Source organism: Humisphaera borealis (genome assembly GCF_015169395.1).
Lineage (GTDB): Bacteria > Planctomycetota > Phycisphaerae > Tepidisphaerales > Tepidisphaeraceae > Humisphaera > Humisphaera borealis.
In genome coordinates, this window is the sequence record NZ_CP063458.1 from 2,327,449 (window position 1) to 2,340,694 (window position 13,246).

8 protein-coding genes are annotated in these 13,246 nt (G+C 61.7%); 5 read left to right on the top strand and 3 right to left on the bottom strand.

Translation table 11 applies throughout. The annotated features are described in order from the left end of the window. The first annotated feature begins 50 nt into the window (after positions 1–50). From IPV69_RS08600 to truD, 4 genes are all read left to right on the top strand, one after another. A complete protein-coding gene (locus IPV69_RS08600) occupies positions 51–1,964 on the top strand; it encodes a C45 family autoproteolytic acyltransferase/hydolase (RefSeq protein WP_206294652.1) in 1,914 nt (637 codons plus the stop codon). A 129-nt stretch (positions 1,965–2,093) separates the two neighbouring features. Next, entirely contained in the window at positions 2,094–5,858 is a 3,765-nt protein-coding gene (gene addA, locus IPV69_RS08605; RefSeq protein WP_206294654.1) for a helicase-exonuclease AddAB subunit AddA, read from the top strand. A gap of 112 nt (positions 5,859–5,970) precedes the next feature. Further along, entirely contained in the window at positions 5,971–6,819 is an 849-nt protein-coding gene (locus tag IPV69_RS08610) for a Cof-type HAD-IIB family hydrolase (protein WP_206294656.1), read from the top strand. 110 nt (positions 6,820–6,929) lie between these two features. Further along, positions 6,930–8,165, top strand: coding sequence for a tRNA pseudouridine(13) synthase TruD (truD, locus tag IPV69_RS08615; RefSeq protein WP_206294658.1), 1,236 nt, complete (start codon positions 6,930–6,932; stop codon positions 8,163–8,165). Here the strand turns inward: truD and neuC are convergent. The 3 genes from neuC to IPV69_RS08630 all read right to left on the bottom strand — a co-directional run bounded on the left by neuC (position 8,159) and on the right by IPV69_RS08630 (position 12,382). Beyond that, positions 8,159–9,334, bottom strand: coding sequence for a UDP-N-acetylglucosamine 2-epimerase (gene neuC / locus IPV69_RS08620; protein ID WP_206294660.1), 1,176 nt, complete (start codon positions 9,332–9,334; stop codon positions 8,159–8,161). The genes truD and neuC overlap by 7 nt on opposite strands. 72 nt (positions 9,335–9,406) lie before the next feature. Continuing rightward, entirely contained in the window at positions 9,407–9,829 is a 423-nt protein-coding gene (locus tag IPV69_RS08625) for an SUF system Fe-S cluster assembly protein (RefSeq protein ID WP_206294662.1), read from the bottom strand. A gap of 1,044 nt (positions 9,830–10,873) precedes the next feature. Then, positions 10,874–12,382, bottom strand: a complete 1,509-nt coding sequence (locus IPV69_RS08630; protein WP_206294663.1) for an arylsulfatase — start codon at positions 12,380–12,382, stop codon at positions 10,874–10,876. A gap of 534 nt (positions 12,383–12,916) precedes the next feature. Here IPV69_RS08630 and IPV69_RS08635 point away from each other — a divergent pair. Next, positions 12,917–13,159, top strand: a complete 243-nt coding sequence (locus IPV69_RS08635) for a hypothetical protein (protein WP_206294666.1) — start codon at positions 12,917–12,919, stop codon at positions 13,157–13,159. Positions 13,160–13,246: the final 87 nt, after the last annotated feature.

Here is a 13,246-nt window from a genome sequence, read left to right on the forward strand (position 1 = left end):
TCAGCACCCTTCGACGATGGACCGTGTCTTTCGGGCTCGCCTGCCTCGTGATGAGTCTCGCTTGTCTGCCGTTGCGGGCGGCCGCCAGGCAGGCAGACCCTGACGACCTGCTTGAGGCAGCGATCTTCCACTGGATGGACCTCGCCCAGCCCGCCGATGCCGCTTCGGCAAAAACCATTGCGATCGAAGCCCGCCTGTCGCGGGCAGCGGGACTGCCGTCGGAGGCATCGGGTGCGACGGTAGATGTCCGCTACAGATGGCCTGACAAACTTCGGGCTTCGGTGACCGCTGCCGGCGAGGAACACCGCGCCGGCCGAGACGGCCAGCAGCTCTGGGTGCACCAGCCTGCCAAGAAGTTCGGTCTGATCGGCAAGTCCGGCGTACCCCGCTTTACCGCCGACGCGAAAAGCATTGACAAGTCGGTGCTGCCGCCCTTCGAGCTTCCGATAGGCAAGTTCAAGATGCGGGCCGTCCTTTTGGCCGTTGAATCAAGCCATGCCGGACAGGAGAAGATCGGCGACTTCGATTGCACGATCTTGAAGTTGAAGGTGATGAAGCTTGCCGCCGAGCTTATCGGTGTCAGCACTAATGCTGTGATCCATGTCTGGCTTCGGAACGACCTGCTCCCGATGCGCATAACGGTCAACGACGGCAACGGGCTCGACCTGCAGATTGATACGATCTCCGCCCGTGTTTCACGCCCTGCACCAGATGAGCAGTGGCAGATCAAGCCCAATGAGCAGGACAAGATTCACACCGTGGCGCTCAGCCATCTGACCCGGTTCATGGAGGTCGGCCCGCGGCTGATGAAGCAGGAGATCCCGACGCTGCCTCGTGTGTCCGGCGAAAAGAAGATCGTCGCACAGTCAGGGCGTGGACGTCTGGAAATGCACGACGGAACCCGCGTTCTTTTTCTGGCTGGCAGCCCTGAGGACATGGGCCGCCAGCATGGCGAACTCCTGAAACCTGAGATCCAGGACGTATCGGGGAAGATTCTTTACGGCATCGGTGTCGGCAGCAGCTTCTTCAAGGGCAACTGGTTCTTCGGCGAAGTCGAGAACGCGCAATCGCGGGTGGTGAAGTTCGTCGATCCGCGTGTTCTGCGGGAGATGGACGCCCTCGCCGATGCCGCCGACCTGCATCGACAGGAAGCCCGGCTCAGTAACTTCTTCCCGGAATTGTTCCATTGCAGCGGCTTTGCGCTGCTCGGCAAATCAACTGCCGACGGCCACGTCTATCACGGCCGCGTCCTCGACTATCTCCGGGGCGTCGGCCTGGAGCAGAACGCCGTCGTTACCGTTTACCAACCTGACGACGGGCGCCACGCGTGGGTCAATCTCACCTACGCCGGATTCGTCGGTTCCGTGACGGCGATGAACGAGAAGGGAATCAGTATTGGCGAGATGGGCGGGCACGGCTACGGCGACTGGGACGGCAAACCCATGGCGCAGCTCGTTCGCGAAGTCATGGAAAATGCGAGCACTCTGGATGAGGCGATCGCAATCATGAAGGCCGGTCCGCGAACGTGTGAGTACTACTACGTCGTCGCGGACGGCAAGACAAAGCAGGCCGTCGGTATCGGCGCGACGCCGACGACATTCGAAGTCGTCCGCCCCGGGGAGGCTCATCCGAAGCTGAGCAAACCGGTCGAAGACACCGTACTGCTGTCGGCCGGCGACCGGTACGACCTGCTGTCGGCGCGTGTAAAGGAGAAGTGGGGCAAGTTCGATGCGACCGCCGCCATCGAGCTGATGAGCCGCCCGATCTGCATGACGAGCAACATCCAGTCGGTATTGTTCGTCCCTGATACGCTCGACTTTTACGTCGCCAATGCCGACGGGCAGAATGTAGCGAGTCATACGCGGTTCACGAAGTACAACCTCAACGAGCTCTTGAAGAAGAAAGCGTCAGAGGCAGAGCAAACCAAGGCTGAACCTTCGAAGAAGCGGACGACAGGGTTCTAATCTCACGTCCCATTCCGGGTGGCACGGTTGGGGGCATCTGTTTGCCGCGGCGATCGCTTATTGGCGCTCGCCGCTGGCGACCGAATCCCTCTACTCCCGCGACCTGAGTTCCTACAGAATATTTCGCGCATGCCCGAAGGTACCCCACCCGCAAAACCGTCGCTTACGCCCGACCAGCGTCGCGGCGTTGAGACCGTCGGCCGCAGCCTTCTGCTGTCAGCCGCCGCCGGTTCGGGAAAGACGCGCGTTCTTGCCGAGCGATGCGCCTACCTCGTCTGCGACGCGCCGCCGCCCTACCGGTGCGATGTCACTGAGCTTCTGGTTGTGACGTTCACGGAGGCATCTGCAGCTGAGATGCGCGAGCGGATCGGTAGAACACTCCAATCCCGCGTTCACAATTGTCCGGACAGTCGATTGCAGACTCAGGCGGCACTGCTCGAGCAAGCGCAGATCAGTACGCTTCACGGGTTCTGTACCACGCTGCTCCGGCAACACTTTCACCTCGTGGGTCTGGATCCGGCATTCTCGGTGATGGACGAGTATGAAGGGAAACTCCTCCGGCTGGATGTCGGCCGCGACCTGATCCGCCGTCGATACGAGACAGACCAGCAGCAGAGTCTTTCCCGCCTTCTTGATGGCTACTACGACGGCGAAGACGAGCGTCTGCTCTCCGAGATCCTTCGCGTCCACGAGATGCTGCAAAGCCTGATCGACCCGGAGGCGTGGATACGGCAGAGCCTCGACAAAACCGAGCAGGCGGCTAAGTACCCTCTCGCGAAGCATCCACTCGGCCACGAACTGCTTGCACTCATCCGCAGGCGCATCATCGGCCTGGGAGGCCGCTGCAATCTTGCGCTGGCATCAATGCGCAAGCTGGGCCGGTTCGAACCGTACGAAGATCAGATTGTCGGTATCCTTCAGATCTATCGACACCTGTTCAAGCAGCTCCAGACCCGCAGCGTTGACGTCGTCGCCGAAGAGCTGGCGGGCGTCGAAAAGCTGCCGAACCTGAAGCCGGTCAGGGCGACGGTGCCGAACAAGGATCAGGCCAAGGCGCTTGTTGATGCGGTCGCCGAAGAGTTCAAGAACGGCTCGTGGCGGACGCTTCTCAAATCCACCGAGGCCCAGTGGCGCGACGGCATGACACGCGTCGTACCGTATGCCCGCGAGCTGCTCGAACTCGTGGCCGAGTTCGGCCGCGAGTATCGGCGCGTCAAAGACGAGAGTCGGCAGCTCGATTTCAACGACCTGGAACACTTCAGCCTGAAGGTCCTGCGCGACTCGACCCAGCCCGGCCTCGTTGCATCCAGCGCAGCTCGCTACTACCAGCGGCTGTTCAAGCACGTGCTGGTGGACGAGTATCAGGACATCAACGAGCTACAGAACGCGATCCTGTCACTGGTCAGCGCAGAAGCCAGGGATGAGCCCGGAGCGAGCGGCGCGGAAGCACCTCATCGACCCTCGTTGCCCAGCAATTTTTTCTGCGTCGGGGATGTGAAGCAGAGCATCTATCGATTCCGCCTGGCCGACCCAAAGCAGTTTCTGGCTCGCGAGGCGGCACTTCGCGGTGCGGGTAGCGCCGGCGAAGTGATCGATCTGCGGCAGAACTTCCGCAGCCGAGGGCCACTCCTGGAGGCAATCAACCGCGTGTTCGAGCGTCTGATGACCCGGTCCGCCGTCGAGATTGAGTACGACCAGACGCAGCGGCTCGCCGCCGGGCGAGTTTTTCCAGACGCCGACGACGCCCGCGTCTTCTCCGGTGCGCCCATCGAGTTGCACGTTCTGCCGCGCGACGCCGGCGACGGCGACACCCCTGAGCAAGCCGTCGAGGAATGGGACCGCACGGAGCGCGAAGCCGCACTCGCCGCCCGGCGAATTCTGGAAATCGTTGGCAGAGCCGGACAGGCGGCGATGCGGGTCTATGACCGACAAGGCACGGTCCCCCGCCCGGCGACATTCGGCGACATCGTCGTGCTGCTGCGGACGCGCAAGTTCAAAGCCGGGCAGTTCGTGCGGATCTTCGAGCGTTTCGGCATCCCCACCCACGCCGAAAGTGGTAGCGGGTTCTTCGAGTCGACCGAGATCCGCGACATGCTCGCGTTACTCGGCCTGCTCGATAATCAGGCCCAGGACTTTGAGCTGGCGGCGTTTCTCCGCAGTCCGCTCGCTCGGATGGAGAACGTCGAGGATGCACTCGCGACGGCGGTTGTCGCGTATCGCCAAAGCGCGCCGCCGATTCCATTTCACGAGGCGGTCGCGCGCTACGCGACGGAGAAGACCGACGCGGTCGCCGCCGATCTACGGTCGCGCCTCGAATGGCTCGCCGACCTTCGCCATCAGGCCAATCGTCAGCCAGTGCATGAAACGATCTGGGCGGTGTACCAGCAGTCGGGATACCTCGCTTACGTCGCCGGCTTGCCGGGTGGACAGCAGCGATCGGCAAACCTGATCGAGCTGTATGACCGCGCGCGAAGTTTCGGCACCCATCGGCGGCAGGACCTGGGACGGTTCCTGGAGTTCCTTCGAACGCTTGAGGCCGAGGCGGATCTGGGACAACCTTCGGTCGCGAGCGAAGCGGAGGATGTGGTACGCATTCTGACGGTCCACGGGGCGAAGGGGCTGGAGTTTCCGATCGTTATCGTTCCCGACTTTGGCAAAGCGATCAACACGTTCGACGCCGCCGGGGCTGTGGTGGTCGATCGCACACACGGCCTGGGCATGAAGGTGGTGAACGAAGAACTGTTTGCGCGATACCCGTCGGTCGGGCAGTTGGTGGTGGAAGACCAACTGAAGAAGAGCCTAATGGCCGAGGAGCTACGGGTGCTGTACGTCGCGATGACTCGGGCGATGGAACACCTGGTGCTCATCGGCACGACCGACGGCCGCAGCGTCGACGGGTGGGAGAAGCGCTGGACCGGCCACTCGGGACCGCTGCCCGATGCCGACATCCTCGGTGCCGGCTCCATGCTCGCTTGGCTGGGCCCGGTCTGGGCCGCCGACCATGCGGAGAACCAGCCCACGCTCGAACTCATCCGACATTCACTGGCAGAATTGCATGACCCGCGATCCCCGGGTGCCACGCATGACGTGTCGCGGTTGGTCCAGGCTGTGCAGACACTTCGGCCACTGGATGCAACGCCGGTCCTGTCGCCAGAGGGAGCAAAGGTCGTGGCCAGACTGGAGTATGCCTATCCATTCGAGGCGCAGTCCGCACGGGCGGCGGTCAGTAGTGTGACGGCAATGGCGAAAGGGCAAACGCCGAAAACCCTACCTGCTGCGCCAAGTACCGATATCGTCAACACGGAACGCTCGGATCGCTTGGCCCTCCCCGCATTCATGTCCGCTGGCGAATCAGTTGCCGCCGCGGCCGATAAGGGCACCGCGACTCACACCGTACTCCAGCACCTTCGATTCATCGAAGCGGGAAACCGATCCCAGATAGAGGCACAGGTCGACCGCATGGTGGCCGAAGGACGACTAACCGAAACCGACCGCGGCTTGGTCGACGTGGCAACGATTGAATGGTTCGTCGGCACGGAACTGGGCATGCTGCTGCGGACGAACGAAGGCAGACTCATGCGCGAGATGCCCGTCTACTTTGCCGTGTCGCCGCAAGACGAATCCGTCCGATCTGCCGATTCGATCGAACCGTCTGGGCTTGATTCAATGATGGTCCGCGGCAGGCTCGACCTGTTCATTCCGCTACCCAATGGTGGTGTGCTGGTCGATTACAAGACCGACAACGTCCGATCCGCTGAATTGATCGAGTCACGTAAGCAGACTTACGAACCCCAGATGCGAGCGTACGGCGATGCCATTGCACGGATCACCGGAGTGCCGGTCGCCAGGCGATATCTCGTATTCCTCACACCCCGGCGAGTGGAAGAAGTTTGAAGCGTGTGGGGGCCGCGCTCGTCGATCGGCGAACGTGACACTTACGGCTGCTTCGAATTGCGGCTCGTTCAACTTCGGTGCGGCCGCCTACGGGCATATACTCTACCGATAGATGTCCCGCGTACCGAAACAGCCCCGTTCGATCGCTCCGGCGCAGATTCCCCCGATCGGCCTGGTGGCGATCGACCTTGATGGCACGCTCCTCACGGACCAGAAACAGGTCAGCAAGCGGACCGCGCGCGCGCTGGCGGCACTGCCTTCCCGTGGGGTGAAAGTGGTGATTGCCTCGGCCAGACCGCCTCGAAGCGTCAAACCGATTTACGAACTGCTGGGACTCGACACCTGGCAGATCAACTACAACGGCGCGCTGATCTGGGATCACCCCAACCTTCAGATCGTGCATCACCAGCCAATGCCGCCAGCTCTGGTGAACGCGATCGTGCAGCACGCCCGCGGTGCCTATCCCGACTGCCTGGTGAGCTGCGAGATCCTCGACAAGTGGTTCACCGACCGGTACGACAACACCTACACGACCGAGACCGGTCGCATGTTCGAGCCGGATCTGGTCGCCCCGCTCTGGATGTTCCTCTCACAGCCGGTCACCAAGCTCATGCTGCTCGGCCCCACGACCATGATCGACGACCTGACGCAGCTCGTCCGCGAGGCCTTCCCCCAGGTCGCCGTGGTGCGGAGTGATCCGGAGCTGCTGCAGATCATGGACGCCTCGGCCAGTAAGGCGGCCGCGCTGAACTACGTCGGAGAGGCCTATGGCGTGCCCATGAGCCGGGTCATGGCGATCGGCGATGCGATGAACGACCTCGAAATGCTTCAGGCAGCCGGCGTCGCCGTCGCGATGGACAACGCACCGCCCGCCATCAAACAGGTGTCACATTGGGTCGCGCCGTCGAACAACGACCATGGCGTGCACGCGGCGTTGGTCCGGTACGGCCTGGTTGATTGAAGGGAAAGAGACGAAGAGACTGAGAGCCGTGGAGACGGAGTGGGAAGCTTCGGTACTCTGTCTTTCGGCCCTTGCTTCTGTCCCCCTCGCCGACTCTGTCATCGACTACCATGCCACTCCCTTACCTTACCCCGTCGTTCCCCGGCATTGGCGGAACGATCAAGAACCGCCCGGAAGACTTCTTTGTCCAGGAGCTGCCCCTCTACGAGCCCAGTGGCGAAGGCGAACACGTTTACTGCGAGATCCAGAAGTGTGGCATCACGACGATCGACGCGATCGACAAGCTGGCCAAATCGCTCCGTGTCTCAGCGCGAGACATCGGCTACGCCGGCATGAAGGACGCGCAGGCCGTGACGCGTCAGATGGTCTCCATTCCCGGCATCACCGAGGAACAGGCGATGACCGCAACGGTCGAGGGTGTGCAAGTGCTCTGGGCGGCGCGACACGCGAACAAGCTTAGACTCGGCCACCTGGCCGGTAATCGTTTTGCGATCAAGATTCGTGACGTGCGGCCGACCGATGTCGTCAAGGTCGATGGCGTATTTGCGGACATACGAAAACGCGGCATGCCCAACTACTTCGGCGAGCAGCGCTTCGGCTGGCGGAATGACAACGACCGCGTGGGGGCGGCATACATTCGAGGCGCCGACGCCGAAGTGATCCGCCTGCTGGCGGGTGCCCCTGACCCGACTGTTGATGACGAAGAATCCCTTGCGGCTCGAACTCTTTACGAGCAGGGAGACCTCCAGGGTGCGCTGAACCGGTTACCGCGACGGTTGAACGTTGAGGCGAAGGTCCTTGGCCGATTCATCAGGACCGGCGATGCCTCCGCCGCCGTGGCAATTGTCGACGAGCGGATCCGCAAGATCTGGATCTCGGCGCTGCAGAGCCGGCTCTTCAATGACGTTGTGGCGACCCGGATTGCCGGTCTCAACAAGCTTTTGGACGGGGACCTGGCCTGGAAGCACGAGAACGGGTCGGCATTCATAGTCGAATCTGCAGCCGTCGAACAACCCCGATGCGACGCGTTCGAAATCAGCCCGAGCGGACCGATGCTTGGTTACCGAATGTCGCTGCCGGAACGGGAAGCGCTGGCAATCGAGAAAGCCGTCTTCGAGGCGGCCGGGCTGACTGGCGATGACTTCAGCCGCGCGGGCGACCTGCGTATCAAAGGTGCTCGTCGGCCACTCAGAGTTCAGCCCGGTGAATGCCGCCTGGAAGCCGGCAGCGACGAGCACGGCGGATTCATCACGGTCGCCTTCACTTTACCGCCGGGATCATTCGCGACGGTCCTCCTTCGGGAGTTCATGAAGGTTGCCGAGACACCCACCACGCGCATTCAATAGGCGATCAGTTTCCGGATGAGCCGGTCGTCGAGCGTTGCGTCAGCGAGTCGAGCAGCGATCTTGTTCGCGGCTTTTCCGTCGCCATAGATGTTCCGCCTGGGAAAGCGAATCGGGTTCCCGCGATGCCAGATCGTTCGCAGCAGAGCGAGAATCTCGCCGGTTTCGTAGCCGCAGTGGGCGACGTTCTTCCCCCGTTCCCGCCCCTGTTGGCGAGGACCGATATCGACCACCGGCGTACCAAAGCTCGCCGCCTCAATGATGCCACTGGAGCTATTGCCGACAAGCGCGACTGCGTCGCGAACCAACCCGAGCCACAGCGCACGCGACAGATTCGGATGAAAACGGATCGACGGCCCGTTGGATGAGCCACCGACCGGATGGCTTCGCGCGACGCGGCGATAGTGCTTCACGATACCGGCCGATCCCGGGTCATTGTTGGGGTAGACCACCACTGCCGATGCAAACGCAGACCCCTGCACCGCCCGTAACACGGTGTTGGCGCGCACGGCTTCAACCGTTGGATCGTCAGACGCCGGATGTAACGAGACGAGCAGGAACGGTCCCGAAGTACCACTCACGGCGGCGACATCGGTCTTGGCGGCGGCGTCGCGGGTGATTCCATCCAAACCCGGCGATCCGACCCGATGGACGCGCCAGGGATCTTCCCCCAGACGGATCAGGCGCCGGGCACTTTCCGCGGTAGCCGGGAAATGAAGGTGAGACAACTTGGTGACGGCGTGCCGCAGGCTGTCATCGACCAGGCCCAGGGCACGGTCGCCGCCATGCACGTGCGCCACGCACAGGCCGGACACATTCGCCGCCCCCGCCGCCGCAAAGGCCTCGACGCGATCACCGACGACCAGGGCCACGTCGGTCCGAAGACGTTTGTACTGCTCGGCAAGACGTGCCATCGCCTGGCCGGTGGCAACGGCGGTGCCGGCGGCATCCTTCACAGGAGGCCACGGGACGATCGCTGAGACGCCCTCTTTTGGATAGCGGATCTGATCGACGGTGCTTCCCCGGGAGCGGTCGAGGTGCATACCGGTGGCGATGACCTGCAGCTTAAGCGACGGGTGCGTCTCGATCGCCTCCAGCGTTCGCGCCATCAGCCCGTACTCGGCACGGGTGCCTGTAACAAAGCAGACGTTGCGCCGAAGAAGTTTAGCCATGGTTTCGGACGGGTTCGCGACGTGCGAAACAATCGCGGCGACGCTTCGGCATGGGTCAAGATGTCGAGAGAATTACATCAACCCCAGCTGCAACTGAGCCGCTTCCGACATCATGTCGCGCGACCAGGCCGGATCCCAGACCAACTCCACCGTCGCCTTGGTGACCTCGGGAATCGTCTCGATCTTGGTCTCCACCTGCCCCGGAAGCGAACCGGCGACGGGGCATGCCGGCGCGGTAAGCGTCATCGTCACATAAACACTCTTGTCGTCGCGGACGTCGATCTTGTAGATCAAACCCAGTTCATAAATGTTGACCGGGATCTCTGGGTCGTAGATCTGGCTGATTGCCTCGATGACCCGTCCTTCCAGCAGCTTGCGCTCGAACACCTTGGTCGGGTCTTCGGACTGTGTAGCCTGGGTCGCTGGTTCGGTAGGCGGTAAAGGCACCGGGCCGGACGCGGCCTCCGAAACGGCGGATTCGGTCGATTCAGTCATGGTTTGCCTCAAGGATTCCACGCGGCCGGTCGGAACGACCGGAAGATGGACTGGGCGGCCTGGTGTCGCTGTGGGTTCATTCATGATGAGTACGGTTACGGCCGGTGCGGTCGGGACGCGCCGGTTGTCGATCGGGCAGATCGTACCGTCAGATCGCAAACCGTGGGGACCGCAGACCTTGATCTCCGCATCTCCATTGTATGCCAGCACCGAACCACGCCGGAGACTCGACTGGACGGCAGTGGCGTCAACTGATCAGCGGTAAGACTTGTCGGGACATCCCATAGCATGGGTCAAGGCGACTCTGCGCCTGCCATGGAGACCCCTCGTTACCAAGGTTCAGGCACGCAAAGCATGAGCACAGCGATCAGGAAGTCCAGACATGTCGTCCGATAACCGTAGCTGGGATTGAGCGGGCTGGGTCTGATAACCCGGGGCAACTGAACGATCAGCCGAAATTCGACCTTGATCGGTCCTATAAGAAATACAGATGGAATTTTTGATTGGCTGAATTCAAGTCGCGGGGTATTGTCTCGACACGCGTGAAAACAAAGGGCCCTTCGAAGTAATTCGGGAGGGTGAAGGACACGTAAGCGACCCAAGGATGGGATTCGTCAGACGCCATATCGCCCCTCCGGTTCTCGCCGGTTGAGCCATTCTCAGAGGTCGTACAATGAAGTCTGTCGCCACCCGGTTTGGTCGGATGAGTCTGGTTCTGATGCTTGCGGTCGTTGGTCTTACGGGAGGCGCACACAGCGATTCGTCAGCTACCACGCCGATCAGCGACTCGCCGAGGGAGGCTGTTGCCAGCCTTCGTCCTGAAGTCCGCCTGCGAAAGCTTCATCTCGTCCGCCCGGACCTCATTCAGTACCCATTGGCTTACGATATCTACTGCTAAACGGTCAAATCGAATCTGATTTGCTTCGTTGCCGAGTCGGATTCCCGGACCAAAAAAGAAACGAGTACGGGGCGACCCTGGTATGGGTCGCCCCGCTTCTTTTCTCGAATTGTGGCCGGGGCCGAGCCAGGAGGCACACCTTGCCCTTAGTCGTCCAATGCCCGGATGGGGAAGAGGTCCGACTTGGTGTGCTGCTCCTTCAGCAGTGCGACCATCCTGGCAAGGACCTCTGGATGCTGTGCAGCAACGTCGGTTGTCTCACTGGGGTCTTTCGACAAGTCGTAGAGCTCCGTGGCGATCGGCTGCAACTTCGCCTTGGGACCCGGATTGAGCTTCTGGCGAACGGCCTTCCAGTCGCCGACACGAACAGACTGCTGCCCGCCATAGCCTGGCGTCTCGCGGTATAGGAACGGTCGAGGAGGCTGGGACTTGCCGAGCAACGTAGGGGCGAAGCTGACGCCATCGACGTTGGGCGGCGTCTTGTCGGCGGCACCGACCAGTTCAAGCAGGGTCGGCATCCAGTCTTCAAAACCCGTTACTCTTGCCGACTCTACACCCGGCGCTATCTTTCCCTTCCAACGCACCACACAGGGCACGCGAACCCCGCCTTCGTACAGCGACCCTTTTCGGCCGCGAAAGGCATGCGCGCTGTTGAAGAAATCGGTGTCGGTTCCGCCCAGTTGGTCGTACAGCGGACCGTTGTCCGAGGTAAAGATGAAAATCGTGTTGTCGTCCAGCCCCAGCTCTTTGACCAAGTCCATAACCCGCCCGACCTCACGATCCATCCGGGTGACCATGGCGGCGTAGGTGGCTCGCGGCGTGCGGTTCGGTAGGTAACCACGTCCGCCCGGATAGGGCTCTTCCGGGAACTTTCCCTCGAACGGTTTGACCGACTCTTCAGGCACCTGCAACGCCAGGTGGGGGACCGTCGTCGGATAAAACAGAAAGAACGGCCGCTCCTTGTTGTCGCGGATGAACTTGAGTGCCTGTTCGCCGATCAGATCGGGCGCATACTGATTTCCCCGAAAGCCCGCGTAAGTGGCGGGGTCTTTGATGTTCGCCGTCTCAGGAAGCTTCTGGTGGGCAGGAAACCTCGGGTTGTTCAGCGCGATCGTTTTGTCGTTGTCCCAAAGCTGCGTGGGGTAGAAGTTGTGGGCGACGGCCTGACAGTTGTATCCGAAAAACCGGTCGATCCCCTGCTTCAGCGGCTCGCCAGACGATGCCGGAGCACCCAGGCCCCACTTGCCGAAAGCCCCGGTCGTGTAACCCATCGCCTTCAGTAGTTTCGGAATGACGACGGCATCAGCCGGCAACGGCCACTGTCCCTCCGATACCTGCGGCTTCCACTGACGATTCTCCCGGATAGGCCCGTGGCCGTTGTGCAGTCCGGTCATCAACGCACAACGGGAGGGCGCACAGACCGCGGCCCCCGAGTAATGTGTGGTCAGCTTGATCCCTTCGGCGGCAATGCGATCGATGTTGGGCGTCCGGAACTTTGTCTGGCCGAAACAACTCAGGTCCCCATACCCGAGGTCGTCCGCGAGGATAAACACGATGTTGGGTGGTACAGCCGAGGCAGCCGTCGCGCTCGACGACTTGCCTATGGCGACGCCGACGGTAACCGCGATCGCGATGAGAATGGCTCGAACGCGCATGCAGAATCTCCTTAGGAGGATGCCTTGTTATTGGACGCTGACTAATGAGCAATCTTGTTATCGGCGACGTGACACTGGTCGGACGATGCTCTAAGCAATGGCGGCAAAGCGGCAATTCTTGGGAATTGTTGTGCGTTTCTCCCTAACGTGCGAGAGAAATTCGAAAATTCTGTGTATACTGCTGTCGCACGTCGGTGGGATGGTGCGTTTCAAGCGTAGAGTTGATCAGTCAAATATGGGGAGAGAGAGGTTGCCGCCGGGGTGGGCGGCGATTGAGGAGTAGATTTGATGAACGGTTATCAAGGTAATCGCGACGATTATCGAGGCCGACCCCCGCGTCCGCGCCCGGCACAAGGTGGATCATCCGGGTATTCGGACGGCCCGAGGTATTCCGGTGGCGGTTCCTCTTATTCAGGTGGCGGCTCGTCGTATTCCGGAGGAGGTTCCTCCCGGTACCCATCCCGCCCCTCGCGTGGCTCGCATGGACGGCCGCCCCCCCGACCCAAAGCTCCGCCAAAACCCGCCGGCCCGGCGGTGTTCAAGCCGCTGGTCCCTGCGTCTCGCGGCGAATGGAAGCGGATGTACACGGGCACCATCAAGCGCCTGAGCCGGCAGCTGGGCCGGCACGCTCACGACTTGGCCGACATGAGCGAGGATTCCCTCATCGCAGCCGCCGACGCGATGCCCTCATCCCCTTCGCGGAGCCGGGGCGTCGCCCTGCAGTTGATCCGTAAGCTGTCGAGACTGCGCGGCCAGAAGCCTACGGTCAAACGGTAGGCGCCGACGGTGTTTTCCGGCGGTCACAGAATCGCGTTCAAGGGCAGCGAACTCCGCTGCCCTTTTTCCATTGGGCGAACGAAAGGT

Coding starts and splice junctions, on each gene's coding strand:
- IPV69_RS08600 (WP_206294652.1), top strand. CDS start 51: ATGAGTCTCGCTTGTCTGCCGTTGCGGGCGGCCGCCAGGCAGGCAGAC.
- truD (WP_206294658.1), top strand. CDS start 6,930: ATGCCACTCCCTTACCTTACCCCGTCGTTCCCCGGCATTGGCGGAACG.
- IPV69_RS08625 (WP_206294662.1), bottom strand. CDS start 9,829: ATGACTGAATCGACCGAATCCGCCGTTTCGGAGGCCGCGTCCGGCCCG.
- IPV69_RS08610 (WP_206294656.1), top strand. CDS start 5,971: ATGTCCCGCGTACCGAAACAGCCCCGTTCGATCGCTCCGGCGCAGATT.
- addA (WP_206294654.1), top strand. CDS start 2,094: ATGCCCGAAGGTACCCCACCCGCAAAACCGTCGCTTACGCCCGACCAG.
- neuC (WP_206294660.1), bottom strand. CDS start 9,334: ATGGCTAAACTTCTTCGGCGCAACGTCTGCTTTGTTACAGGCACCCGT.
- IPV69_RS08630 (WP_206294663.1), bottom strand. CDS start 12,382: ATGCGCGTTCGAGCCATTCTCATCGCGATCGCGGTTACCGTCGGCGTC.